This window comes from Serratia sp. 14-2641 (assembly GCF_001692375.1).
Lineage (GTDB): Bacteria > Pseudomonadota > Gammaproteobacteria > Enterobacterales > Enterobacteriaceae > Chania > Chania fonticola_C.
In genome coordinates this window covers 133,693-160,175 of record NZ_LXKR01000044.1, presented here as the reverse complement: position 1 = coordinate 160,175, position 26,483 = coordinate 133,693, and the positions used below count along the sequence as shown (strand labels likewise).

The following is a 26,483-nucleotide window of genomic DNA, read 5'->3' as shown; positions in this document are numbered from 1 at the left end:
AGGATCCCTGTTGGATCCTCCTTGGATATATTACAAAAGCATGTTCATTTTTTGAAGCTGAATAACCACCTTGCCGGGCATCACGCTGATCGCCAGCGGTTGCTTGGTCAGGCCGCACTGCGTCAGCCAGTCTCCCGCCAGATACAGCTCGCCATTATCTCGTATCCAGTCCATGCAAATATGCGGGTGAGTAACCACCTCCAATAATAACCGCTTAATATCAACCTCATTAGAGGCTAACGTTATTATCAGTCCATCCTGGTACGGTTATATTTTAAATACCGCACCTGGCATAAACCCCTCTTTAATAATATCCCTACTATCGATAATTAGCTCAGGAATAAATCCGCCTGTGGTTGCCTGTATAATATGAGTTCCGTTCATACGCTTCCCTCTGCTTGAATAATCAATCTTCCCTGTTCCCGGTCTGGCAGTTGAGCCTCATAGCGCTGTTCCGTCGCTTGCGGGTTCTATGCCACCCGCACCCGCAGTCCGGCCCCGTCACCCCGGCGGTGAGGCAGCCGGAGTGCCGTGGCCGGAGCCAGAAGGGCCAGCGTTACGCAGTAACGAAACGGTTAATGACGGCGGTCACAAAAGCAGGTGCAGGCAAAACAATGGGTTAACGGAGACCTGGGCTGGCGCTATACTGCGTTCAGGCGAAAAAACGCACGTCGGGGCTGATTGGTTACGAGGGTGTTAAAAGTGTGAATGCAGCTCTTTAAAAAGCGAGGAATAACGCGGGTTGCCGCGTGTTAAAAAGTACGATGACGTTGGGATCGTTCCTATGACCCGATAGGGCTGGCGGGGGGGATGAACCTGTATGCGTATGCACCGAATCCGTTAAGGTGGATAGATCCGCTTGGATTAGATTACACAACATGGGAAATTCACTCACCAGGTTACAATGATGTTGTTCAAAAAGGACTACATTTTTACGCCCCTGGAGGAGTTGAATTAGCTGTAAGGCCTGACCACAAAGGCGGTATAACCTTTACTAATGCTATTCCAAACGAAGCTGGAAGTTCAAAAGTAGCCAGAGCTATTGCTTTAGCCAAAGAGCGTTTTGGAAGTGATGCTAGATTTAGAAATGACATTTTGAATAAAGCTAATGAAGGTGTTCATTCTGTTTTAGGTCATGCTAAAACGGAAACTGGTTCTTTACGTGATTTAGCCAATGGTAGATCAAGGGAACTTAGAGATATAGGTCGAAATGTCGAAAGACATAATGCTGCGGTAGGATTCTAATCATGAATGATAAATGGACTCCATCAATTAATTTAGACTTAATGGATGTTATTAATACCCAAAGTATCAAAGGGGTACAAGTTGGTTCACCTGAAGCCTTTATTTTTGAAATAATGGGTGAGGCAGAGTTACCAGCAACAAAGCTAAGTAAAAAGTTAAAAAAATCAACCATCTATATGGTAATGTCAATTTTTTATCTGAAAATGGGTATGTAATCGCTATAAATATAGACTTTCATGGTAACAGAGAAAAAATGATAACCTTGGGAGATATAGGTGGCTGGGGGGTAAATGATTGGTTTGAATTATCGGAATTAAAAGGATGGAGTTTAAATAATCTAGATGGTGTAATACGTATTTTAGGCGGCGGGATAATCATTGAGTTATCCAAGGAAGGCGAGTTAAGTATGGTTTCTCTTCGATAATACTTACATAGGTATTTGAAAATAAAAATATATCAATGAAAGCCGGAAGACTCTCAAGCAGTTTCTCCGGTTTTTCGCCTGTTGTTATTCCTACATGTTACTGTAGAAAAACCTGAATTACTTCTCCAACCTTAAAGGGCATCACGTTGATCACCAGCGGTTGTCCGATCAAGTTGCACTGCGTCAGCCAGTCTCCCGCCAGATACAGCTCATCGTTATCCCGTATCACCAACTACGTTGAAATAGATGTAGGGAGGGGATGTTACTGAACCTAGATCCGGAACTTTTAGAGTGGATAATACTGGTGATTTAGATGTTTCTAATAGAGTTGTAAGTAGTGGGAGTAGTTGTTAATGGAAGAGAAAACATATTATCGCGCAAATACGGATTTCACTTCAGGTGAGGGTGTCGTTTATACTGAGTTTATTGGAAATATAGCGGTGCGACAGGTTAGTATTATTAATGATATTTACTATTCATCTTCGTGCATACAAGATTGGGATGAGAGAGTTGGATATTTACTATATGATGGAAAAAAAGACGAATTAGATCTTTCAGAGTCTGAATGTATCACTAGTGAGATATTTGAATCAGCTTGGAGGACAAGTATTTCAGAGGGTGATTTGAGTTCTTTAATAAGTTACCACATTGGTGATGCATCCATACCTATCCATAACTCAACAATAATTATACATATCGTAAATAATTGTGGGAAATGGGGGGAGGGTTTTGTTATCTCTTTGTCGAAGCGTTTCCCTATAACGAAAGACAGTTATTTAAGTTGGTTTAAATCAGGCTTTAATATGGGGGATGTACAGTTTTTGTCTGTAGATGATGAAAACAGGATCTTTGTGGCAAATATGCTGGCTCAAAATGGAATCAAGAAATCCGTCAAGGATAGTAAAAAATACATATGCTATGATAGTTTAGAAAATTGCCTTTCTGAAGTTTCTGATTTTGCTTTGAAAGAGAGACTAGTTGTTCAACTCCCTATGATTGGTTCGGGGTTAGGTGGTGGGGATTGGGATACCATATTGTTCATTATTATAAAAAAATTATCTTATAATAAAATCCGGTGCCATATATTTAAGCTGTCATAAATGGTACGGCCGGGAAAGTTTATATGAGGCTTTACCGGTTTTTATCTGTTACTTTGCCCATATATTCTCTTATAGCCATTTATTGCGTGACAGATATCACGCTGAACTTCAGTAATTGCGTAAGGACTTTGCGTCAGTCAACCCGCCGCCAGATGTAGGTCGTCGATATTCCGTATCCCGCCATCGCCGATATGGTTGATGTTCTTGTACTTCTGTCAGGGCGTACTCTCATTACCAATTGATTTAAAATAATTTTGTGCAAATAGAAACTATCACGGTATGGCTGTAGCGCATGAACTATGATGCAAAATCCTTGACCCATTACAACCCAAATAGGTAGTTCGACCCAGAGGTAGGCCGGTTTACGCAGCAGGACCCGATAGGGCTGGCGGGGGAATGAACCTGTATGCGTATGCACCAAATCCTATTACTTGGATCGATCCGTTAAGGCTAACTGGTAGTGGGCTTGTCAATGGTATTCCTATAAACCCAGGAATAGTACGCCGTTTTATGTCAAAAACTGAATATAAAGACTTCCTCAAAAATGGGTTTAAATTTGATCCTACAGATACTCGAGGTGGAATTAGCGTAACTTCTGTGAAAGTTGATCCTAAGAATCCAGACTCTATAAAGAGAAGCACAGGGGCATTAGGTGCTGATTACTATGTTGATATTGATACTAAAAATAAAAATGTAGAATTAAAAGGGAAAACAAAAGGCGGCGTAATGGATTGGAAAATAAAAGATGATGTCAGCCCTAGCGATGTGAAAAACAAAGGCGAGGTGAGCAAATGTTAAGCGAAACGTTACATGAGTTTGACCGGATTTATAATAAGCTGTGGGCAGAGATTAGAGATGAATCAGAAAGTGAAAATTTGATTTCACAAGGTTTTGATTCTGAAGTTTCTGTTATTTTAACTGATTTAATTAAACGGAGAATATTTCAATTAAACGCATTTGAAATTATGCTTCATTTAGAGCCTAATCAAGCTTTAGATACCTTGAAAAGTTGGTATCTTTCTTTGGATCTTTCTCATCATATTAAAGATCAAGTGTCAGATCTTGAAATTATGTTATCTGACATAAAAGATATTTTAGGTGAGGAAAAGCTTAGAGAGGTACTAAGCTGCTCTGAGTTCTTACCAGAAAATAAAAAAAATCAAAGAGTCAAGGATGCGATTGCTTTTGCATTAGATGAGGATTAAATAAAAGCCGGAAATATCTCTTGGATCTTGCCGGCTTTTTCTCCATTACTATGCTTGCATATTGCTTTGTTGTACCTGAATGATTACCTGACCGGGCATTACGCTGATCGCCAGCGGTTGTCTGGTCAGACCGCATTGCGTCAGTCAGTCCCCGCCAGATACAGTTCACCATTATCCCGTATCCAGTCCATGCTGATATGGGGATACTACTATGCTTCAATCAGTATGTATCTTCATTACCAATATTTGGAAAGGAATACAGTATTTCATATGGAAATAACTCTACCTTAGAAGCGTTGTTTGATAACTATGATAAACCTTGGTCTGAAATCCAAGTAAATGATCAAATCTTGATAAATAATGACTGCTTTATTCTTTGTGGTGAAGGAGAAATGGGGAATGAAGGGTTTATTGTAAAAACAGATATCAATAATAATATAACTTGGATGTTTTACTCAACTACATCTAATCCTTTCATAAATATAAAGACGATGGGTGATATTGTCTATGTTCAATCCTCAGCTAATTTTTATGTTGCGGTGAATCCTATAGATGATAGTGTTTCTATCGTAAATGAAAACATCCAGAATAGATTGAAACAGAGTTAGTAATACTAAAAGATCGGGATGATCCAGAAAATATCTTCCCGGTCTTTTTTATCCGTTACCACGCAATAGTATTACCTTGTTGTACTTGAATGATTACCTGGCCGGGCATTACGCTGATCGCCAGTGGTTGCCCGGTCAGGCCGCACGGCGTCAGCCAGTCCCCCGCCAGATACAGCTCACCGTTATCCCGTATCCAATCCATGCCGATATGGGACTGAGCATCCACCGCCAATAATAACCGCTCAATCTCTACCTCATCAGAAACTAACGTTATTACTAGCCCATCCTGGCATGGCTCTATTTTAAATACTTCGCCCGCCAAAAACCCCGCCTTGATAATATCCTCACCATCGATAATCAGCTCAGGAATATATCCACCAGTGGTTGCCTGTATACAATGAGTTCTGTTCATACATTGCCCTCCGCCTGAATAATCAATCTTCCCTGTTCAACATTTACCGTGACCGACTGGCCGGTTAAAAACCCCAGTTCCTCCAGCCAATAACCCTTGATAATCAGCTGAGGAGCGGGCTTCTTGATGCCCTGGTTGGGCGTATAGCCCACGGTGTAGTGGCGTGTTGTTTTGGGTGCTTTATTTACAGTGGTGCCTGACTTAGAATCGTGCTTAGCCATAATCAACTCCTTCTTAGTTGCTTGTGGTGAGCGGCGGTAGTGGGGTGCGAACCCATTGCCGCCGCGCTATTTACTATTCTTCCTGTGCTTGACCAATCACCATGTCTAACATCTCTGAAACAAATTTCTGCTTTGTTTTGGGTAACTGACTAATCGCTTCAATCTGCTGTTCTAGCCGCGAAGTTGGGCCACGTTTGCTGAACCGCTGCACGGTGGGTAAACCTAAAAGCTCGTCTAACGATAGTTTCAATATCTGAGACAACGGAGGTAACAGGGCTGCGGATACCTTGAGCCGCCCACCTTCGTAGTGAGCCATCGTCTGCTGTGCAATTCCCAGTTGCTCGGCCAGTTGCTGTTGCGTGAGTTGCTTCTCTTTACGTGCCATAGCAATTCGCGCTCCAAGATCTTTGAAAAACAGTTCGTCCTTTGTATTCATGGCTTCTTGCTGTAGTTGATTCAATGTAGCCTTAAGGATAACCCCTGTTTTTTATCTACCTGAAAACAATACTCCAATTTAGAGTTAATTGGGTGGGTTTTATTCTTTTTTACAAAGCATAGTACCTACAGATATGGCTGGTTAATCCAAAGTAAACTCTATAGTGGAGTACTCTTTAATGGAGTTATTCTTACTCTATACCTATTGACATGTTTTGAGAGTTCGATGAGTTTTTACTCAGAAAACAATGGAGTTGACCGTTGAGAACGAAACAGCAGATCAGCATCACCTTGCCGAACGAGATGGCCGCACAGCTCAAAGCCAAGGTGGCAAGTGGCGAATATGCCTCGGAAAGCGAGGTTATCCGCGAGGGTCTTCGGGCGCTGCTAGCGCGCGATCAGGCCGCAGAAAAATGGCTTCAAGAACAGGTTGTTCCTTCATGGAATGCGCTGGAAAATGGAGAATCTGAAGGCGTCAGTGGTAAAGAGATCAGAGCCAGATTGATAGCAGAACACAAGCGGGCTACCGGAACGTTCTAGGGCTAGCCAGCTAAATGCGCCAGCCCGGCACATAATTAATCTCCCCCCTCAATGAGAAGACAGCTCATACTTCTTTATCTTGCGATACAGCGTCGCGATACCAATCCCCAGCTTCTCCGCCACCACTTTCTTGTTAGCATGTTGGCTCAGCGCCTCCTCAATCATCAGCTTCTCCATACTCTCCAACCCCGCCATATCGTGGTTTTCGCAACTCTCTGTGGCCTTATACGTAGATACGCTGGCGCGAGCCTCCAGATGCTGCCCTCGGGTCAGATTAGGCGGCAGCAGATAGGTATCGATGATTTCACCGCTCGGCACCACGTTAACCAGATACTCCATCAAATTACTCAGTTCGCGCACGTTGCCTGGCCAGCGGTGTCGGCGTAACAGCTCGAGTACCTCTGCCGAGATGCCGGGGTAGATAATGCCGATCCTCTTGGTGTGCAAACTGAGGAAATAGTGCACCAGCAGTTCGATATCGCCTTCGCGCTCACGCAGCGGTGGCAGGGTGATGGGGATAACGTTCAGGCGGTAGTAGAGGTCTTCACGGAACTTGCCTTCGGCAATGTACTGTTCCAGGTTCTGGTTGGTGGCGGAGATAATGCGGATATCGACCGGGATCGGCTTGCTGGAACCGATCGGCAACACCTCACGGGATTCCACCGTGCGCAACAGCTTGGCTTGCAACATTAGCGGCATATCACCGATCTCATCCAGGAATAGCGTCCCCTGATTGGCCGCCTGGATCAGCCCCACCTTGCCATTGGCCGAAGCGCCGGTAAATGCGCCCTTCAGGTAACCAAACAGTTCACTCTCCAGCAGTTGATCCGGAATGGCGGCGCAGTTAATGGCGATAAAGGGTTTATCGCTGCGGTTGCTCAGCCGGTGGATCGCCCGCGCCACCACTTCTTTGCCGGTGCCGCTTTCCCCAACCACCAATACGCTGGAGGGGCTTGGGGCAATACGGGTAATTAAACTCTTCAGCAGGCGCATCGGCTTGCTTTCCCCCGCCAATTGCTCAATGCGCGGGTCTTGCAGGACTAGAGTTTCGTTAAATGAGGAATGTGACTGATGGAAGGCCATTAAAAATAATTGGTGATCCTGAACCTGATGTAGCTGGCCAATCATAATCTCCTGGTTATCGTCGAAGGAGAGAATATGTTGCAGATGTCCGCTGGTGTAATTTTGCCGGAAGGTGAGGGCGCGAATAGTAAAGGTTTTACCGATAATATTTTCCTGCGGCATATTGAGCTGTTTCAATGCCATCATATTGGCAAATTTCACCTGGCTCTTTTCATTGAGTATTAACACCCCCTGATCCATATTTTCAATCAGGCTGAAAAGCACTTTATTTAAGCCACCGCTGCTGCCTTGTGTCTCCAATAAGTTAGAAACGAAAACGTTGGAGATATTGCGCACGTAACCCGAGAACTCTTGCAGGTTATCCCGCAACCTTTGCTGCTGCTCCAGAGTGAAGGCCACCAGGCTGATCACCCCGATGCAGGTATCCTGGAACAGGATAGGAATGCCGAGGAAGGCCTTTTCCTGGCACTCATCTTTGCTGGTGCAGCCTTCACACACCGGGTCATAACGGGAGTGGGTGACTATCTTTTCATTTTTAGTATCAAGTACATATTTCAACAACCAGGAATTGCTGCCGAGCTTGATGCCAAATTGTTTGCCATACGGGCCAGTGCCTGCCACGCGTACCAGGTTGGCATCGACAATCTCTACCTCCAGCAGCAACACGCTGGAGAGCATCTTGGTAAAGCGCAAAATTGTCGGTTGGATCTGCATAAGAGCCGACTGGGCAGTGGCCGGTGCTATCATCACGCGTCTCCCGTTATCGTCATTGAAAAAGAAACGATAATACACTACGGCCAGATATAATTTGATAGTCATCAAGCTAATCCCACAGAGAATAGAGATTCTGCTGTTAGCATCACATTTTATTATCAAAATGATACTGCACGCTAATTCCTATCATTTTGGGTCGCGAGAAAGGCTGATAATTATAAATGGCCGATTTACGCCGCAGGGAATTATCCCTCGCCGGCAATAGCCTGACTGAAAATTTCACTTTAACCGCTGCTAAAACCCCATTTTATGTGATCTCCATCATAATAATCCGCAGTTTTATGTTGCGTAGCTTAACTTTCCCCTTGTTGGCACGCTTATTGATTGTCCTGTGGTCAGACGCTGAAAAAAGCGTATTTGTTATTCCGAAGTTAGGCACTTGTTTTAACGGATCACTACCACACTCTCTATTTAGGGGCAAAGATGAGAACAGTTAACCAGTTAATTAAGGAAATAAGCGCGTTAAAGTCCAATTTACATCAAAAGGACTTTTTGCTGACGTGGGAACAGAGCCGTGACGAGCTGGAACTGGTGCTCAAGCTAGCGGAATCGCTGAAAACCATGCGCTCAGAAAACATTGCCACCAAGATTTTCAACAGTGGCTTAGGCATCTCCATTTTCCGTGATAACTCCACGCGTACCCGTTTTTCTTATGCCTCGGCGCTCAACCTGCTGGGGTTGGCGCAGCAGGATCTGGATGAAGGTAAATCGCAGATCGCCCATGGGGAGACGGTGCGTGAAACGGCCAATATGATCTCCTTCTGTGCCGATGCCATCGGTATCCGTGACGACATGTATCTGGGGGCAGGCAACGCCTACATGCGTGAGGTGGGTGCCGCGCTGGATGAAGGGTTCGAGAAGGGTGTGCTGCCACAGCGCCCGGCACTGGTCAACTTGCAGTGCGATATCGATCACCCAACCCAGGCGATGGCGGATCTGGCGTGGTTGCAGGAGCACTTCGGCAGCCTGGAAAACCTGAAAGGCAAGAAGATCGCCATGACCTGGGCCTATTCACCCAGCTATGGCAAACCGCTGTCGGTGCCGCAGGGCATCATTGGCCTGATGACCCGCTTTGGCATGAAGGTGACGCTGGCCCATCCAGAAGGTTACGACCTGATCCCGGACGTGATCGAAGTGGCGAAGAACAACGCCGCCGCGTCCGGTGGCAGCTTCCAGCAGGTGACCTCGATGGCCGAAGCCTTCCAGGGGGCGGACATCGTTTATCCGAAATCCTGGGCGCCGTACAAGGTCATGGAGCAGCGTACCGATCTGCTGCGTGCCGACGATCACGCGGGCCTCAAGGCGCTGGAGCAACAGTGCCTGGCGCAAAACGCCTACTACAAAAACTGGCATTGCACCGAAGAGATGATGAAGCTGACCAAAGGCGGCGAAGCGCTCTATATGCACTGCCTGCCAGCGGACATCACCGACGTCTCCTGCAGTGAAGGGGAAGTCTGTGCCAGCGTATTCGAGAAGTACCGTATTGCCACCTATAAGGAAGCCAGCTGGAAGCCTTATATCATCGCGGCGATGATCATGGCGCGCAAATTCTCCAACCCAGGCCTGGTGTTGGATCAATTACTGAAAGAAGCAGAAAAACGCATTAAATAAATTTACCTGGTCAGGGATACCGGGCGGTGTCCCTGCACGGTGAAGATTAATGCGACCAGAAGAGGTAGCGGTTATGTCGGTTTTTTCATTGAAAGTAGCGATAGAGGATAACCGTTATTTTAACGGCGAAACCTCCCCTCTGTTCTCTAAGGCGCAAGCGCAGAAAGCGCGCGAGTTTCATAAAAAGATTGCGGGTTATCAGCCAACGCCGTTATGCGCGTTGGACGATCTCGCTCAGTTGTTCGGCGTGCGGAAAATCCTGGTCAAAGACGAATCCAAACGCTTTGGCTTAAACGCCTTCAAGATGCTCGGCGGTGCGTACGCCATTGCCCAGTTGCTGTGTGAAAAGTACCAGATTGATATCAATGCGTTTTCTTTTGAAAAATTCAAAGCCATGGCGACCGAGAAGATGACCTTCGCCACCACCACCGACGGCAACCATGGCAGGGGCGTCGCCTGGGCGGCGCAACAGCTGGGCCAGCATGCGGTGGTGTATATGCCAAAAGGTTCGGCTCAGGAGAGGGTGGACCACATTCTTAATCTGGGTGCCGAGTGCATCGTCACCGATATGAACTACGACGATACCGTGCGCCTGACCATGAAAACGGCCCAGGAACGTGGCTGGCAGGTGGTGCAGGACACCGCCTGGGAAGGCTACACCAAGATCCCAACCTGGATCATGCAGGGTTACGCCACGCTGGCAGACGAAGCGGCCGAACAGATGCGGCAGATGCAGGTCGAGCGGCCAACCCATGTGCTGTTACAGGCCGGTGTCGGGGCGATGGCTGCGGGCGTGTTGGGCTATCTGGTCGACGTGTTTGGTGCGGATAAGCTGCATTCGGTGATTGTCGAGCCCGATCTGGCCGACTGCGTTTATCGCTCCGGGGTAAAAGGGGAGATCGTCAACGTGGGCGGCGATATGGCCACCATCATGGCCGGTCTGGCCTGTGGTGAGCCTAACCCCTTGGGCTGGCCGCTGCTACGTAACTGTGCCACACAATTTATTTCCTGCCAGGACAGCGTGGCGGCGTTAGGGATGCGGGTGTTGGGTAATCCGCTGGGTAACGACCCGCGCATTATCTCCGGCGAGTCCGGTGCCGTGGGGTTGGGCGTGCTGGCTGCGGTACATCACAGCCCGCAACGTGCGCAGCTGATGCAAAAACTCGGTCTGGATAGCCAGTCGGTAGTGCTGTTGATCAGCTCCGAAGGCGATACCGACGTGAAGCACTATCGCGAAGTGGTGTGGGAAGGGAAGCATCCGGTTTAACCACCACCGTCAGATTACTCAACCTCTCGCAGTAGCGAGGGGGAATAAAAAATTGGAGAAAAAAATACAATGGCAAAGCAAATTCCTTTCGAATTGGTGTTAGAGAAAGCCTACCAATACAAAGATGAGATGACGCGCTTCCTGCGGGACATGATAGCGATCCCGAGCGAAAGCTGTGACGAAAAGCTGGTGGTGCTGTGTATTAAGAAAGAGATGGAGAAGGTCGGGTTCGACAAGGTTGAGATTGACCCGATGGGCAACATCCTGGGCTATATCGGCCACGGCCCACACCTGATCGCGATGGACGCGCATATCGATACCGTCGGCATCGGCAACATCAAGAACTGGACCTTTGACCCTTACCAGGGCATGGAAAACGACGAGATCATCGGTGGCCGTGGCGCATCGGATCAGGAAGGCGGCATGGCTTCCATGGTTTACGCGGGCAAAATCATCAAGGATCTGGGGCTGGAAGATCAGTATACGTTGCTGGTGACCGGCACCGTGCAGGAAGAAGACTGCGACGGCCTGTGCTGGCAGTACATTATTGAGCAATCCAACATCCGCCCAGAGTTCGTGATCAGCACCGAACCAACCGACTGCCAGATCTACCGCGGCCAGCGTGGCCGTATGGAAATCCGCGTGGATGTGCAAGGCATCAGCTGCCACGGCTCGGCACCGGAGCGTGGCGACAACGCCATTTTCAAAATGGGCCCAATCCTCAACGAACTGCAACAACTGTCCGGCAACTTGGGCAACGATGATTTCCTGGGCAAAGGTACGCTGACCGTTTCTGAGATTTTCTTCACCTCACCTAGTCGCTGCGCGGTAGCCGACAGCTGTGCGGTATCCATCGACCGCCGCCTGACCTGGGGCGAAACCTGGGAAGGGGCGTTGGACGAGATCCGTGCTTTGCCAGCGGTGCAGGCGGCCAAGGCAGTCGTGTCGATGTATGACTATAGCCGTCCGTCTTACACCGGTCTGGTGTACCCAACCGAATGCTACTTCCCAACCTGGAAGGTCGAAGAAGATCACATCACGGTGAAAACCCTGAGCAAAGCCTATCAGGGCCTGTTCAAGAAGCAGCCGGTGGTGGACAAGTGGACCTTCTCAACCAACGGGGTCTCCATCATGGGGCGTCACGGTATTCCGGTGATCGGTTTTGGCCCGGGCAAAGAGCCTGAAGCCCACGCGCCGAACGAGAAGACCTGGAAAGACCACCTGGTGACCTGCGCGGCGATGTATGCCGCCGTGCCTTTGGCTTACCTGGAAGAGTTGGAGAAATAAGCGGCCCCTCACCCCAACCCTCTCCTACAGGGAGAGGGAGCTGTCCGGAGCGTGCGGCTGGCCCGTGCTGCTTCGGAAAGTGGGGTGTAAGAGGAAAAGTATTACACATAGAAATCAGCGAACTTGATCGGTCTCCACCGGGAGAGGGCGCTGGTGCAGAGTGGTGATCAAATGCGTAAGTTTAATCTGTTACAACGGTGATGAAGTAGGCGAGCCTCTGTATCTCCAGGAAGAACGCTAAAACATCTGCGCACTCGATCGGTTCCCTCTCCCTGTGGGAGGGGCATATCCAGCACCCAGCCAGCATCACACAGCAATATACCCGGCACCCTCCGCCGGATTTTTTTATGGAGTGCCAGCAATGAAGCAACTGATTAAGAACGGCATTCTGGTTGATAGCGACGGACAGTATTCTCAGGATTTGTTGATTGAAAACGGGGTGATCTGCCAGCGCGACACGGCGATCGAAGCCGATAGCCAGTGTGAAGTTATCGATGCATCCGGCTGTTATGTCATGCCCGGCGGTATTGATGTCCATACCCATTTCAATATTGATGTCGGCATCGCCCGCAGCTGTGACGATTTTTTTAGCGGCACCCGCGCGGCAGCCTGCGGCGGCACTACCACCATTATCGATCATATGGGATTTGGCCCGGCGGGCTGCAATCTCCATCACCAGCTCAACGTCTACCACCAGTATGCGGCCGGCAATGCGGCGATCGACTACGGCTTTCACGGCGTGATCCAGCATATTGACGACGGCATTCTCGAAGAGATGGCCAGCATGGTGCATGACGAAGGGATCAGCAGCTTTAAGCTGTATCTGACCTACCTCTACAAGATCAATGATGCCGACGTGCTGCGGGCCTTGGGGCAACTGCGGCAGGTTGGGGCATTGACTACGGTCCATCCAGAAAACGATGCCGCGATAGCTCTGCGCCGTGCTGAGCTGGTGGCCGCGGGTAAAACAGCGCCGATCCACCACGCATTGAGCCGTCCGTTGGAATGTGAGGCAGAAGCGATTGGCCGGATGATCAATCTGGCCTATCTGGCAGACAACGCGCCGCTGTACATCGTCCATTTATCCAATGGCCTGGGGCTGGATTATTTACGTCTGGCGCGTCAACAGCGTCAACCGGTGTGGGTAGAAACCTGCCCGCAATATCTGCTGCTCAACGAACAATGTTACCTGCGTGCAGATGGGGCGAAATACATCCTCAGCCCACCGCTGCGGGACCAGCGGGAATTGGATCGCCTGTGGATCGGCATTGCCGACGGTTCTATCGATACCGTCGCCACCGATCACTGCACATTCCCTTATCACCAACGGCAAGCTATGGCGGCAGGGGATTTTACCCGTTGCCCGAACGGCCTGCCAGGGGTCGAGAATCGCATGATGCTGTTGTTCTCTTACGGAGTGATGAGCGGGCGGATTTCCCCTTCACGCTTTGTGGCGCTCACCAGCAGCAATCCGGCGCGGTTGTTCGGCCTGTGGCCGCGTAAAGGCAATCTAAACCCCGGCGCAGATGCCGACGTGGTGATCTTTGATCCGCGCCAATCCACGGTTATCAGCCACGCTCGGCTTCATGACAATGCGGACTATTCCCCTTATGAAGGTTTTCAGTGCCAAGGCGCGCCGGTGCTGACGATGTGCCGGGGTGAAATCGTGGCTCGTAGTGGCGAATTTACCGGGCGGCAGGGATACGGGCAGTTCTTGCGTCGTCGACCTTTCAATGCCCAGATCGCGGCAAAAATGGGGTAACACCTCACTAAACAACAAGGATCAAAATGAACAAGAAAATAGTGCTGGCATTGGGCGGTAACGCATTGGGTGAAGGCCTGGCGGAACAGATGCAGGCGGTCAAAACCACCGCGCGGGCAATTGTCGATTTAATCGAGCACGGTCATCAGGTGGTGGTCACCCACGGCAATGGCCCTCAGGTGGGAATGATCAACCTGGCGTTTGAGGCGGCGGCAAAAAGTGAAGCCCATACGCCGATGCTGCCGATGTCGGTGTGCGTCGCATTGAGCCAGGGATATATAGGTTACGATCTGCAAAACGCCCTGCGTGAAGAGTTGCTCGATCGCAATATCGTCAAACCGGTAGCCACGCTGATCACCCAGGTGATCGTCAACGGCAGCGATCCGGCGTTTCTCAATCCAACCAAGCCGATTGGCTCGTTCTTTACCAAGGCCGAAGCCAGCCAACTGACCAAGAACGGTTACAACATGGTAGAAGATGCGGGCCGTGGCTATCGCCGGGTAGTGGCCTCGCCCAAGCCGATCGACATCGTTGAGAAAGAAACGGTACGCGCCATGATGGAGGCCGGGCAGGTGGTGATCACCGTGGGGGGCGGCGGTATTCCAGTGATCCGCGAGGGTAACCATCTGCGGGGTGCCAGCGCGGTGATCGATAAAGACTGGGCCAGTGCCAAACTGGCAGAGATGATCGATGCCGATATGCTGATCATCCTCACCGCGGTGGAAAAGGTGGCGATCAACTTTGGCAAACCGAATGAGCAATGGCTGGAGCAGTTGAGCATTGCCGATGCCCAGCGCTTTATCGAAGAAGGGCACTTTGCCAAAGGCTCAATGCTGCCGAAGGTTGAGGCGGCGGTGGCGTTTGCCGAATCCAAGCCAGGGCGTCAGGCGTTAATCACGGTATTGAGCAAGGCTCAGCAGGGCATTGAAGGCAAAACTGGCACGGTGATTAGCCATTAATCACAAACACCAGACTCACTTGTAGGGGCGCTGCATGCTGCGTACATTTGCGCCCCTTGTGAGTCAGCAGCCGTTATCTGCGGCCAAGTTTCATAATGGCTTCAAGCACCGCCCCGGCGATTGCCCGCGCCTTATCTGACACCGTGGTGTAATCCGCCAGCGTGCCGCGTGGATCGATATCACCGATTTTAGTGCCGGTCTTAACCTCCAGCCCATCATGCAGCAAACCGCGTACCATACCGGAAAGCGGCGCAATCACCGGTGCTTCGCCGCAGTGAGCCACCACATCCCCCTCCTGCACCAAATCCCCCAAAGCGACGCGACATTGCATGACGCCATCGGCTGGTGCACGGATCACCCGGCGGGTGGTGTGGCCAGCGATATTGCCGGGAATACCGGTATTGGGATGGGTGTAGCCTTGATAAATCACCCGGCCCAGCGCGTGGCCGCGATTGGTTTCGATCACCGCATCGCAATCCTGCCCGGCGTTGAAGCCAGGGCCGAGGGCCACGGTGAACGGTGCCATATTGCGGTGGGTGCCCAGGTTTTGCTTGGCCAGAATAGCGTCTACCAGAAAACGGGGTTTGAGGTGTTCCAGGCTGCGGGTCTCTGGGTCAACCAGCAGCGGGATCTCGCCACGGTTGATGATGTCGAAGGCTTCGTTGACGTCGTTGGCCAGGCAGGCGGTGACGCCCTCCACGCAGGTTTTGCCGTCAAACATCGCCTGAGCAAATGCCACCGTCCGGCGGATAGCGGTCGGTTGGGCAATGTCCAGCATGATGACCTGAAAACCGGCATGGTACAGCCGCAGCGCCACGCCGGTGGCGATATCGCCCGCACCACGGATCACCACCAGTTTGTCGCGCGTTAAGCGGATGTCATTCTTCATCAGCCCGCCAGCGGACTGGTTGCGCACCTGCAACAACTCCGCCAGTACGCTGATGGCGATTTCTTCCGGCGTTTCTGCACCGATGTTGTAGCCGATTGGGGCATGGAGTCTGGCGAGCTTGTCATCATCTACGCCGCGCTGGCGCAATTGTTGGGTAAAGGTTTGCACCTTGCGGCGGCTGGCTAGCAATCCCAGATAGCGCAGCGGCTGCTCGATCAGCACGTTGAGTGCCTCGCAATCCTGATTGTTGGTGGCGATGATCACAAAGTTGGCCGGTTCAATATTCATCTTGTCGATGGCCGCCGGAAAGGTCTCGCCATGCACCAGAGTGGTGCCCACCGGAAATAGCGTCGGGTCGAGGCTGGCCGGGTAGATATCGGCAACGTGAATATCAAAGCCGAGTGGCTTGGCGGCGTTGGCGATGGCGCGGTTGACGTGCCCGGCCCCAATCAATATCAGGCGCGGGCGCAGGCCATGCACGTCGATATACACCGACATGGCACCCCCACAGTCCGAGCCTACCGCATCCTGCCCGGTGCGTGCCATGCGGCCATGAAACACCCTGGCCTTGCGCTCCGAAATGGCGGCAATTGCCTGTTCGATCACCAGGCGTTCGATCATGCCGCCACCGATAGTGCCAATACAGTCACCATCGGCCATCACCAGCATCTGCCCTGAATGGCGCGGTGTAGAGCCACGGCTTTCGATAATCTGGGCGAGCGCAAAGGGCCGGTTTTCTTCTTCTAAACGTGCAGCTTCGGCGAAGATATTCATTATGACCTCGTCAATAACCTCAGAAATATTATCGTGTTAAGCGCCGTATCACGTGATGGATCGCCGGGGTCTCCTGCACTGCGCCAAACCAGATGGCGCTGAGCGCCAGTTCTGGCCGCAGCAGCGGTTGCCAGCGGGCAGCCGGTTGATTATCACAATGAGAAACCTGATTGATCAGCCAGACCCGTCGCGCCTGAGAGGGCGTACCTTTGAACATCCCTTCAGGGTGTGCGATCAGGGCGTCGAATACCTGGTGATCCAGTGTTTCACCGGCACCGATCCCCGTCAGCGCTGAGAAAATCGCCCAACGGTGAATTTGCTGTGGGTCTGCGGGACGATCGATCACCTGGCCTCCGGTTAGCGCGATAACACAATCACTGTGGGAGGGGATGCAAGGTTCATGCCTTGCCGGGGCTTTCAGGGGTAACCCTCGGGAGCCGTCCGCTTCGACCAGGATCACGTCGAAGGCTCCACGCTGTTTGATCTCATCGATTTGCTCGGCGGTTAACCCGATAACCTTGTTGTCCTGCGGTTGATAATGACTGAAGCTGGCGGTAATGGCCGGGGTGCTGCTGGCGGTGGGCGGCTGGCCTATCAACAGGTGGTGGTAGTTGGCAGCGGTGGGCAGGTACATCTTGGTGGTGGTAGTGAACAGCACACGCTTGCCCTGGTGATAAAAGGCCTGCGCCAGCCAGTGCAGGGTGCTGGTTTTCCCCCCGGCCCCAATCAGGGCGATGAGCAGCGGCTGGCCCCGATCGAGGCGGTTAAATTCCTCACTGAATAATTCTCTGAAGCTGGGTGTCATAAATAGCCTGTCTTATGAGTCAGAAAGCGGCCCCTCACCCTAACCCTCTCCCACAGGGAGAGGGGACTGCCCGTGCCACGTTGGTATTGCGGTGTCTTCCTTGGCGTGCCGAAGCTCTGAACCTGCATATAACACCGCATCAAATCCATTCCAAAGGGCGAGGGGACTGCCCGTGCCACGTTGGTATTGCAGTGTTTTTGGCGATCAATGCCGCTATTTACTCCAAACTAACCACAACACTGCATCAGCTCCCTCTCCTTGGGGAGAGGGTTGGGGTGAGGGAGAAATTACGGTGATTTAACCGATAACCAATAGGCGGTTTTCCTAGGATAGAGTGCCGATTTAATAGCAAACAACCTTGATGTAATCGATATTTAGCGAATATTCATACTTTATCGATTGCGGTCTCGTTTTTAACCGAAGTGTTTTCTGGCCGTATCAAAGTGATAGCTGGCGATGTTTTTTTGATAATTGATTCTATTAGCGTAGCCGTGATGATTAAGCGACTACCAGCACTGATTTTTATTCTCACTTGCGATTGTGAGCCCGTTCACAAATAAAATTAACAATTAGAACTGCCTCACGAATTTAACCGCTGCCCAACCTCGTGGGGAGATTTGGCCTGATTGTTGCTGCGTTATGCGTAACCGATGTGAAAAACCGCCCCCAGGTTTTTACTCACTCATCATTCAGGCATTTCGTCGCAAGGAGATAAAGCTATGGGAGATTTAATGCGTCCCGTTCCGTTCAAGGCGCTGTTAACCCGGATTTTCGATGAATATCATGAGAGCCGGTCTATTTTTGGTATTCCAGAAAAGCAGTTTTATCGTAAACATGACGATCGGCGGATTAACGTCTTTAACGAAAGTTGTGAAACTCCGCTTGGCCCAGCCGCAGGCCCACATACTCAGTTGGCGCAGAATATCATCGTCTCCTGGTTGACCGGCGGGCGCTTTATCGAATTGAAAACCGTGCAGATCCTCGATCGGCTGGAGCTGGAAAAACCCTGTATCGATGCCGAAGACGAATGCTTCAACACCGAATGGTCGACCGAGTTCACGCTGCTCAAAGCCTATGATGAATATTTAAAATCCTGGTTTGCCCTGCACCTGTTGGAACAGATGTTTGATCCACGGGCCAAGGGGGAAAGTAAATCCTTCATCTTCAACATGAGCGTGGGCTATAACCTCGACGGGATTAAACAGCCGCCGATGCAGGACTTTATCCATAATATGATGGACTCTGCACAGCACCCGAAATATGCCGAGTATCAACATATTCTTGCCGAATGGGTTAAGGACGAGGGCTTTATTAGCCAGTTCGCTTTATCCGACCAGCGCGGGGCATTGGCACAGCTGCCAGAGCATATTCCCGCGCAATTGGTCAGCGGTATTACCCTTTCGACCATGCACGGCTGCCCGCCAGATGAAATTGAAGCCATCTGTCGCTATATGCTGGCAGAAAAACGGCTCAATACCTTTGTAAAATTAAACCCGACGCTGCTGGGTTATCCGCGCGTGCGTTCCATTCTGGATAGCTGCGGCTTTGATTATGTCGGGCTGAAAGAAGAGTCTTTCGAGCACGATCTCAAACTGGAGCAGGCGATTGCGATGTTGCATCGCCTGACCGCCTTGGGGAAACAGCAGAATTTAGGCTTCGGGGTCAAACTGACCAATACCCTGGGGGCGATCAACCATAAGGGCGCCTTGCCGGGCGAAGAGATGTATATGTCCGGGCGCGCGCTGTTCCCGCTTTCCATCAACGTGGCGGCGGTTCTCTCCCGTGAATTCAACGGGGAACTGCCAATTTCCTATTCCGGCGGGGCAAGCAAGTTTAACGTTCGCGAGATTTTTGACACCGGCATCCGGCCAATCACCATGGCCACCGATTTGCTCAAGCCCGGCGGCTATTTACGCCTGACGGAGTGCATGCAAGAGCTGGACGCTTCCGATAGCTGGCAGATGACGCGCATTGATGTCGATAAGCTGCAAGCGCTGGCAGACAAGGCCGTCAGCATGGAGTACACCCAGAAACACTGGAAATCAACGGATCGCATCGACGCCGGTGGCCCGCTGCCGATGGTTGACTGCTATGTGGCTCCTTGCGTCACCGCCTGCGCCATCAAACAGGATATCCCGGAATATATCCGGCTGCTGGGCGAACAGCGCTATGCCGATGCGCTGGAGCTGATTTATCAGCGTAACGCTTTGCCAGCCATTACCGGGCATATCTGCGATCACCAGTGCCAGTACAACTGCACCCGTCTTGATTACGACAGCGCGCTGAACATCCGCGAACTGAAAAAAGTGGCGTTGGAGAAGGGCTGGGATGAGTATCAGCGCCGCTGGCATAAACCGGCAGGCTCTGGCAGCAAACGCCCGGTTGCCATTTTGGGGGCTGGCCCGGCGGGCTTGTCTGCTGGGTACTTCCTGGCGCGGGCCGGGTATCAGGTTACGCTGTTTGAGCGCGAGGCCAATGCGGGCGGGGTGGTGAAAAACATCATTCCACAGTTCCGCATCCCGGCGGAGCTTATCGAGCACGATATCGACTTCGTGGCCGCACACGGCGTGAAGATGGTTTATGGCTGCGATCCCGATCTGACCGTCGACAAGCTGCAACAGCAGGGCTTTGACTACGTGTTTATCGGCATCGGCACCGATAAAAACAGCGGCGTGAAGCTGGCGGGCAATAACCGCAACGTCCACAAATCCTTGCCGTTCCTGCGCGATTTCAACCTCGGTAAGCCCATGAACCTGGGCAAACACGTGGCCGTGGTCGGTGCTGGTAACACGGCAATGGACTGTGCCAGGGCCGCATTGAAAGTGCCTGGCGTGCAGGACGTCACCGTGCTGTACCGCCGCACGCTCAATGAAATGCCAGCCTACCGCGAAGAGTATCAGGAGGCGGTAGAGGACAACGTGCAGTTTATGTTCCTCACCAATCCGGAACACTTTGATGCCAACGGCACCTTGACGGCCAGAGTGATGGCGCTGGGAGAGCCGGACGAGAAGGGCCGCCGCCGCCCGGTCGCCACCGAACAGACCCTTACGCTGCAGATGGATACCTTGATCACCGCCATTGGCGAGCAGGCTGATGAGGAGGTGCTGCATAAGCTGGGCGTACCGCTGGATGACGCAGGCTATCCGCAGGTCAACACCGCCACTGGCGAAACCACCCGGCCTAATGTCTTCCTGATCGGCGACGTGCAGCGTGGCCCGTCATCCATTGTCGCTGCCATCGGTAGCGCCCGCAACGCCGCTGAAACGGTGCTGGCGCGGGAAAACGTCAAAACCCATCACGCCGATAAATACTGGTCGAACGTCGATCCGGCGGAAATCTATCGCCGTAAAGGCACTATTTCAGTAGCGCTGGTGGATAAAACCGAGCGCGAAGCCTTCGTGGCTCAAGAGGCCCAGCGCTGCCTGGAATGTAACTACGTGTGCAGCAAATGCGTCGACGTTTGCCCGAACCGCGCCAACGTATCCATTGCCATACCGGGCTTCCAGGATCGTTTCCAGACCCTGCACCTGGACGCTTACTGCAACGAATGCGGCAACTGTGCCCAGTTCTGTCCGTGGCAGGGTAAGCCATACAAAGACAAGGTGACGATCTACAGCCTGCCGCAGGACTTTGCCAACAGCACCAATCCAGGGTTCCTGGTGGATGGAGCGCAGGTCAGCGTACGGCAGAACGGCAAGCTTTACCAACTGCAGATCGATAGTGACGGCCAGCTTGAGCAAGTGCCGTCGGAGCTGGAGGAGATGTGCCGCATTATCAGCCATGTGCACACTCATCATCATTATCTCCTTGGCCAGGTGGAGGTGTAATCATGCTGATATTAACCAATGCAACCGGCGTACAGCTCGACCCCGCCAGCGTACAGCAAGGTATCGATATCGCCATTGAAGGGGCGTTGATCAAAGAGGTGGGCCAAGGGTTGGCGGCCAAATATCCCCAGGCCGAAGTGCGCAATATGCACGGCAAATGGGTGATGCCAGGGATTGTGTGTGCCCACAATCATTTCTACTCCGGGTTATCGCGCGGGATTATGGCCAACATTGCGCCAAGCCCGGACTTTATCTCCACGCTGAAGAACCTGTGGTGGCGGTTGGATCGGGCGCTGGATGAGGAATCACTGTATTACAGCGGCCTGATCTGCTCGCTGGAAGCCATCAAGAGCGGCTGTACGGCGGTGATCGATCACCACGCCTCGCCCAACTTTATCGCCGGTTCGCTGAAAACCCTGCGCGCAGGCTTTATCGAGACCGGTCTGCGCGGCATGACCTGTTTTGAAACCACCGATCGTAACGGCGGGGAGCGAGAGCTTCGGGCTGGCGTGGAGGAGAATATTGCCTTTGCCCAGTTGATCGACGTCGCCAAAAAAGCCGGTAAGGAGCCTTACCTGGTGGAGGCGCATATTGGCGCTCACGCACCGTTCACGGTTTCTGATGCCGGGTTGGAGATGCTGCAAGCGGCGGTTAAAAGTACCGGCCGTGGTCTGCATATCCACGCCGCCGAGGACAGCTACGACGTCTCCCACAGCCACGACAAATATGGCAAGGATCTGATCGAGCGCCTGGCGCAATACGACCTGATCGGGTCAAAAACGTTGGTCGCGCACGGTCTGTATCTGTCTGCGGCGGATATTGAGCTGATCAACCAGCAGGATGCCTTCCTGGTGCACAACGCCCGCTCCAATATGAACAACCACGTGGGCTATAACCATCAACTGGCGCAGTACCGCAACCTGGCACTCGGCACCGATGGTATCGGCTCAGACATGTTTGAAGAGATGAAGTTTGCCTTCTTCAAACACCGTGATGCGGGTGGGCCGCTGTGGCCAGATAGCTTCGCCCGCTTCCTGGCCAACGGTAACCAACTGCTGGCGCGCAACTTTGGTGCCCATTTCGGTTGCCTGGCCGCCGGTTACAAAGCGGATCTGACCATCTGCGACTACCCGTCACCCACGCCGCTGGCGGCGCAAAATATCGGCGGACATCTGGCCTTCGGCATGGGGGCTGGCAGCGTCAACAGCGTAATGGTGGAAGGCCGCATGGTCTATCAGGATCGCCAGTTCCCGTTCGATGTGGAACCGATCTACGCAGAGGCGCGCAAGGTAGCGGCCAAGCTGTGGCAGCGTATGGATGCCTTGAATTAAACCGGTCGCCGCCCTGCGAACACCGGGGGCGGCTGACATTGATGAGGGTGCAATATGATTGAGCAATTCTATCGGCCAGGATCGGTACAGCAGGCGCTAGAGCTAAAACGCCAGTTCCAGCAGGATGCCGTCTATTTCGCTGGTGGCAGCAAACTAAACGCCACACCCACTAAAACACGGCAAAAGATCGCCATCGCGCTGTCGCAACTGGGGCTGGATCAGGTGAGCTGGCAGCAGGGGGCATTGCATATCGGTGCCACCATTAGCTTACAACGTTTAATGGATACCCAGCTTATCCCGCAGGCTTTGCGTGAGGCGCTGGGGTTTGTCTATTCCCGCCATATTCGCAATCAGGCCACGCTGGGTGGTGAAGTCGTTTCGGCGGCGAAAGACTCGGTGCTGTTGCCGGTGCTGCTGGCATTGAGTGCCCAGGTGGTGGTGGGCAGCGGCAAGACGATGGCGCTGGAAGACTATCCGCTGTGCGGCGGTAGTGAATTACTGCTGGCGGTGGTGCTGCCGGATCCTTACCGTACCTGCGCTACCCGTAAAATTGCCCGTTCAGCCGCGGGGTTGCCGGTGGTGACTGCGGCGGTATCCCGCGATGCGCAGGCGAAAATTCGTATCGCCCTGAGCGGTGTGGCGGCACCTGGCCGCCTGCGTGATGCAGAGAACAGTGGCCTGAGTGGCCCGGCGCTGGAACAGGCAGTGGCGCAGATGATATCTCCGCCAGATGACATCTGTGGCAGCCGCGCCTATAAGCGCTATATCGCCGGTGTGGTGGTGGCAGACCTGTTGGCGGATTGCCAGGCATCAGGGGAGAAAGCATGATGAATATTCGCTTTACGCTTAACGACATCCCGCAGGAGATGCAATGCCAACCCGGCGAAAACGTCCAGCAACTGCTGTTCAAGTTGGGCATGCATTCGGTCCGCAATAGCGATGACGGCTTCGGGTTTGCCGGTTCGGACGCGATCCTGTTTAACGGCGTGGTGGTCAATGCCTCGTTGCTGATCGCCGCCCAGTTGGATGATGGCGCGGTGACCACGGCCGAAGCGCTGGGGAGTTGGAACCAGCTCAGCCTGGTGCAGCAGGCGATGGTTGACGTGGGGATAGTCCAGTCTGGTTATAACGACGCGGCGGCAGCGCTGATCCTGACGGACCTGTTGGCCCGCATCGAAGAGCCAACACGCGCGCAGATCGACGATGCGCTGTCGGGCTTGTTCAGTCGTGACGCCGGTTATCAGCAGTTCTATCAGGTCGTGGCTCTGGCGGTGATTCGCCGTAACGATCCCGAATTCCAGTCGCTCGCCGCTCCTGAGTTTCGCAGCGATCTGAACGTGGTCGGTAAGCTGTGCCCTAAGGTGGATGCGGCGAAAATGGTACAGGCCAAGCCTTGCTATGTGGAAGACCGCGTAGCCCGCAATGCCTGCATCATCAAGATGCTGCGTAGCCCGCATCCTCATGCCTTGATTACGCATCTGGACGTCAGCAAGGCCGAGGCGTTGCCAGGGGTGGTGCATGTGATCACCTATCGCAATTGCCCAGATATTTATTACACCCCCGGTGGGCAAAGCGCGCCAGAACCTTCGCCGCTGGATCGCCGGATGTTTGGCCAAAAACTGCGGCACGTAGGTGACCGGGTGGCGGCGGTCGTGGCCGAGAGCGAAGAAATTGCTTTGGCCGCGCTGGCGTTGATCGACGTCGAATACCAGGTGCTTAAACCGGTGATGTCAATTGATGAGGCGATGGCGGAAGGAGCACCGCTGGTACACGACGAGCCGATTGTCTACGTTCACGGTGCACCGGATGACTTGGCCGAGCAGAACCAGGGCAGCGCACAGCGTGGCACCGAACATGTGACGATCAACTTCCCGATTGGTGCCAAACCCCACAGTAATATTGCCGCCGCGGTACATGGGCGCATTGGCAACGTGGATCAAGGCTTTGCCGAGGCGGACGTGGTGCTGGAGCGCACCTACGAATCCAAACAGGTGCAGCAGTGCCCGGCGGAAATGCACGTCTGCTACACCTATATGGATGGCGATCGGCTGGTGATCCACGCGTCAACCCAGGTGCCTTGGCACCTGCGCCGCCAGGTTGCCAGGATCGTCGGGCTCAAGCAGCATAAGGTGCACGTGATCAAAGAGCGGGTCGGCGGCGGCTTTGGTTCCAAGCAGGACATCCTGTTGGAAGAGGTATGTGCCTGGGCTACCTGCGTGACCGGCCGTGCGGTTTATTTCCACTATACCCGCGAAGAAGAGTTCATCAGCAATACCTCGCGCCATGTGGCCAAGGTGCGGGTGAAGATTGGGGCGAAAAAAGACGGCCGCCTGACGGCGATCGACATGAACTTCCTGGCCAATACCGGCCCTTATGGCAACCATGCGCTGACGGTGCCCAGCAATGGCCCGGCGCTGTCGTTGCCGCTCTATCCCTGCGATAACGTCAATTTCCAGGTAACTACCTATTACAGCAACATCTGTCCGAATGGGGCTTATCAGGGGTATGGCGCGCCAAAAGGCAACTTCGCACTGACTATGGTCCTGGCGGAGATGGCGGAAAAACTGCAGATGGATCCGCTGGATATCATTGAGCGCAATCGGGTAGTTGAAGGGCAAGAGTTGAAAATCCTCGGGGCGATTGGCGAAGGCAAAATGCCGACTTCGGTGCCAAGTGCCGCCAGCTGTGCGCTGGAGCCGATTTTGCGTAAAGGGCGTGAGCTGATCCAGTGGAGCTCACCGAAAGTGGGTCAGGGAGACTGGCAGATTGGCCGTGGCGTGGCCATTATCATGCAAAAATCCGGTATTCCGGATATCGATCAGGCCAACTGCATGATCAAGCTGGAGTCGGACGGGACCTTTATCGTGCATTCCGGCGGGGCGGACATCGGTACCGGGCTGGATACGGTCGTGGGCAAACTGGCGGCGGAGGTGCTGTGCTGCCCATTCTCCGAGGTGCATGTGATCTCTGGCGACACCGATCATGCCCTGTTTGATAAAGGGGCCTACGCCTCTTCCGGCACCTGCTTCTCCGGCAATGCGGCGAAGAATGCGGCGGAAAATCTCAGGAAGAAAATCCTGTTCCACGGCGCGCAGATGCTGGGTGAGCCAGAAAGCGATGTCACGCTGGTGGTTCCAGGCGTGGTGCGCGGTAAACAGGGCGAAGTGACGTTCGCGCAGATTGCCCATAAGGCAGAGACGGGAACCGGCTTTGGCACCCTGGTGGCCACCGCCAGCTATATTTCTTCTGACTTTGCCTTCCCGTTTGGTGCCAACTTTGCCGAAGTGGCGGTCAACGTGCGCAGCGGGGAGATCCGGTTGGATAAGTTCTATGCCTTGCTCGATTGTGGCACCCCGGTTAACCCGGAACTGGCGCTGGGGCAAATCTACGGGGCTTCAATGCGCGCCATCGGCCACAGCATGACGGAAGAGATTATCTATGATAGCCAAGGCTCGCCGATCACCCGAGATCTGCAAAGCTATGGCGCGCCGAAGATTGGCGATATCCCGCTGGACTTCCAGGCGTTCCTGGTGCCCAGCGACGATCGGGTGGGGCCGTATGGAGCCAAGTCGATCTCCGAGATTGGCGTCAACGGCGCGGCTCCGGCCATCGCCATGGCGATCCACGATGCCTGTGGCGTTTGGCTGCGCGAATGGCATTTCACCCCAGAGAAGATCTTGAGGGGGTTAAATAAGCTGTCAGCGTAGACTCTGTAATAAGTCGTACCGGGATAGTGACCAATTACGGTCATTATCCCGCTATACCTGCCGAGTTAAACCGGCGGCGGGTATAAACGATTCAATATATTAGCCAAAGGCTAATCTGTTATTGCCGCCATATATGAGCTAATCGCTCAGGCTAGCCCGTGGATTTAACATGGCGAAAGTGCAGGGCGTGGAGCTTATTGAATCAGATGATCAAATT

Annotated in this window: 24 protein-coding genes and 1 pseudogene; 18 read left to right on the top strand and 7 right to left on the bottom strand. The window is 52.6% G+C overall.

Annotated elements, in window-relative coordinates; translation table 11 throughout:
* Window positions 1-30: 30 nt before the first annotated feature.
* Entirely contained in the window at window positions 31-174 is a 144-nt protein-coding gene (locus tag A6U95_RS31235; protein ID WP_065685177.1) for a SymE family type I addiction module toxin, read from the bottom strand.
* 618 nt (window positions 175-792) lie between these two features.
* Here A6U95_RS31235 and A6U95_RS31505 point away from each other — a divergent pair.
* From A6U95_RS31505 to A6U95_RS30695, 7 genes are all read left to right on the top strand, one after another.
* Window positions 793-1,245, top strand: coding sequence for a hypothetical protein (locus tag A6U95_RS31505; RefSeq protein WP_139102383.1), 453 nt, complete (start codon window positions 793-795; stop codon window positions 1,243-1,245).
* Window positions 1,246-1,247: 2 nt separating this feature from the next.
* Window positions 1,248-1,460 (top strand): hypothetical protein, encoded by a 213-nt coding sequence (locus A6U95_RS16060; RefSeq protein WP_065685176.1) that lies wholly within the window; start codon window positions 1,248-1,250, stop codon window positions 1,458-1,460.
* A gap of 38 nt (window positions 1,461-1,498) precedes the next feature.
* A complete protein-coding gene (locus tag A6U95_RS31040) occupies window positions 1,499-1,669 on the top strand; it encodes a hypothetical protein (RefSeq protein ID WP_158006216.1) in 171 nt (56 codons plus the stop codon).
* A 353-nt stretch (window positions 1,670-2,022) separates the two neighbouring features.
* The gene (locus tag A6U95_RS30355) at window positions 2,023-2,769 is read left to right on the top strand and encodes an Appr-1-p processing protein (RefSeq protein WP_083196386.1); all 747 of its coding nucleotides are present in this window, start codon (window positions 2,023-2,025) and stop codon (window positions 2,767-2,769) included.
* A gap of 396 nt (window positions 2,770-3,165) precedes the next feature.
* The gene (locus A6U95_RS31225; RefSeq protein ID WP_241810669.1) at window positions 3,166-3,567 is read left to right on the top strand and encodes a hypothetical protein; all 402 of its coding nucleotides are present in this window, start codon (window positions 3,166-3,168) and stop codon (window positions 3,565-3,567) included.
* Window positions 3,561-3,974, top strand: coding sequence for a hypothetical protein (locus A6U95_RS31500; RefSeq protein WP_241810668.1), 414 nt, complete (start codon window positions 3,561-3,563; stop codon window positions 3,972-3,974). The genes A6U95_RS31225 and A6U95_RS31500 overlap by 7 nt, the downstream gene beginning before the upstream one ends.
* 197 nt (window positions 3,975-4,171) lie before the next feature.
* Window positions 4,172-4,582, top strand: coding sequence for a hypothetical protein (locus A6U95_RS30695; RefSeq protein ID WP_139102382.1), 411 nt, complete (start codon window positions 4,172-4,174; stop codon window positions 4,580-4,582).
* A gap of 55 nt (window positions 4,583-4,637) precedes the next feature.
* On the opposite strand, the gene A6U95_RS16035 is transcribed toward A6U95_RS30695, so the two are convergent.
* The 3 genes from A6U95_RS16035 to A6U95_RS16025 form a co-directional block, all read right to left on the bottom strand.
* Entirely contained in the window at window positions 4,638-4,994 is a 357-nt protein-coding gene (locus A6U95_RS16035) for a SymE family type I addiction module toxin (protein ID WP_065685173.1), read from the bottom strand.
* Window positions 4,991-5,215, bottom strand: coding sequence for a SymE family type I addiction module toxin (locus A6U95_RS16030; RefSeq protein WP_065685172.1), 225 nt, complete (start codon window positions 5,213-5,215; stop codon window positions 4,991-4,993). The genes A6U95_RS16035 and A6U95_RS16030 overlap by 4 nt, the downstream gene beginning before the upstream one ends.
* A gap of 73 nt (window positions 5,216-5,288) precedes the next feature.
* Window positions 5,289-5,651, bottom strand: coding sequence for a helix-turn-helix transcriptional regulator (locus A6U95_RS16025; RefSeq protein WP_065685171.1), 363 nt, complete (start codon window positions 5,649-5,651; stop codon window positions 5,289-5,291).
* Between the two features lie 260 nt (window positions 5,652-5,911).
* Between A6U95_RS16025 and A6U95_RS16020 the strand changes: the two genes are divergently transcribed.
* A complete protein-coding gene (locus A6U95_RS16020; RefSeq protein ID WP_065685170.1) occupies window positions 5,912-6,190 on the top strand; it encodes a type II toxin-antitoxin system ParD family antitoxin in 279 nt (92 codons plus the stop codon).
* 48 nt (window positions 6,191-6,238) lie between these two features.
* Here A6U95_RS16020 and A6U95_RS16015 read toward each other — a convergent pair whose 3' ends face one another.
* Window positions 6,239-7,987, bottom strand: coding sequence for a sigma 54-interacting transcriptional regulator (locus A6U95_RS16015; RefSeq protein WP_065685411.1), 1,749 nt, complete (start codon window positions 7,985-7,987; stop codon window positions 6,239-6,241).
* Between the two features lie 221 nt (window positions 7,988-8,208).
* Here A6U95_RS16015 and A6U95_RS30690 point away from each other — a divergent pair, with 221 nt between their 5' ends.
* The 6 genes from A6U95_RS30690 to arcC all read left to right on the top strand — a co-directional run bounded on the left by A6U95_RS30690 (window position 8,209) and on the right by arcC (window position 14,933).
* Entirely contained in the window at window positions 8,209-8,484 is a 276-nt protein-coding gene (locus tag A6U95_RS30690) for a hypothetical protein (protein ID WP_139102381.1), read from the top strand.
* On the top strand, window positions 8,471-9,658 hold the full coding sequence (ygeW, locus tag A6U95_RS16010; protein WP_024529727.1) for a knotted carbamoyltransferase YgeW: 1,188 nt from the start codon (window positions 8,471-8,473) through the stop codon (window positions 9,656-9,658). The genes A6U95_RS30690 and ygeW overlap by 14 nt, the downstream gene beginning before the upstream one ends.
* Before the next feature lie 73 nt (window positions 9,659-9,731).
* Window positions 9,732-10,925 (top strand): diaminopropionate ammonia-lyase, encoded by a 1,194-nt coding sequence (gene dpaL, locus A6U95_RS16005; RefSeq protein WP_065685169.1) that lies wholly within the window; start codon window positions 9,732-9,734, stop codon window positions 10,923-10,925.
* A 69-nt stretch (window positions 10,926-10,994) separates the two neighbouring features.
* The gene (locus tag A6U95_RS16000; RefSeq protein WP_024529729.1) at window positions 10,995-12,212 is read left to right on the top strand and encodes a YgeY family selenium metabolism-linked hydrolase; all 1,218 of its coding nucleotides are present in this window, start codon (window positions 10,995-10,997) and stop codon (window positions 12,210-12,212) included.
* A 361-nt stretch (window positions 12,213-12,573) separates the two neighbouring features.
* The gene (gene hydA, locus A6U95_RS15995; protein WP_065685168.1) at window positions 12,574-13,974 is read left to right on the top strand and encodes a dihydropyrimidinase; all 1,401 of its coding nucleotides are present in this window, start codon (window positions 12,574-12,576) and stop codon (window positions 13,972-13,974) included.
* Between the two features lie 26 nt (window positions 13,975-14,000).
* Window positions 14,001-14,933 (top strand): carbamate kinase, encoded by a 933-nt coding sequence (gene arcC / locus A6U95_RS15990; protein ID WP_024531380.1) that lies wholly within the window; start codon window positions 14,001-14,003, stop codon window positions 14,931-14,933.
* Here the strand turns inward: arcC and yqeB are convergent.
* Window positions 14,923-16,596 (bottom strand): annotated as a pseudogene (gene yqeB / locus A6U95_RS15985) (selenium-dependent molybdenum cofactor biosynthesis protein YqeB). The gene arcC and the pseudogene yqeB overlap by 11 nt on opposite strands.
* Before the next feature lie 28 nt (window positions 16,597-16,624).
* On the bottom strand, window positions 16,625-17,401 hold the full coding sequence (yqeC, locus tag A6U95_RS15980; RefSeq protein ID WP_065685166.1) for a selenium cofactor biosynthesis protein YqeC: 777 nt from the start codon (window positions 17,399-17,401) through the stop codon (window positions 16,625-16,627).
* 719 nt (window positions 17,402-18,120) lie between these two features.
* Between yqeC and ygfK the strand changes: the two genes are divergently transcribed.
* From ygfK to A6U95_RS15960, 4 genes are read left to right on the top strand one after another with little or no spacing between them, the layout of a single operon-like run.
* Window positions 18,121-21,228, top strand: a complete 3,108-nt coding sequence (ygfK, locus tag A6U95_RS15975) for a putative selenate reductase subunit YgfK (protein WP_065685165.1) — start codon at window positions 18,121-18,123, stop codon at window positions 21,226-21,228.
* Window positions 21,229-21,230: 2 nt separating this feature from the next.
* Window positions 21,231-22,559 carry a putative aminohydrolase SsnA gene (gene ssnA, locus A6U95_RS15970; RefSeq protein ID WP_065685164.1) on the top strand — a complete coding sequence of 443 codons (1,329 nt, stop codon included), beginning with the start codon at window positions 21,231-21,233 and terminating at the stop codon, window positions 22,557-22,559.
* 54 nt (window positions 22,560-22,613) lie between these two features.
* Complete coding sequence (ygfM, locus tag A6U95_RS15965; protein WP_065685163.1) at window positions 22,614-23,387, top strand: molybdopterin-dependent oxidoreductase FAD-binding subunit; 774 nt, start codon at window positions 22,614-22,616, stop codon at window positions 23,385-23,387.
* The gene (locus A6U95_RS15960; protein ID WP_065685410.1) at window positions 23,387-26,266 is read left to right on the top strand and encodes a molybdopterin-dependent oxidoreductase Mo/Fe-S-binding subunit; all 2,880 of its coding nucleotides are present in this window, start codon (window positions 23,387-23,389) and stop codon (window positions 26,264-26,266) included. Before ygfM ends, A6U95_RS15960 begins: the two co-directional genes overlap by 1 nt.
* The last annotated feature ends 217 nt before the right edge of the window (window positions 26,267-26,483 follow it).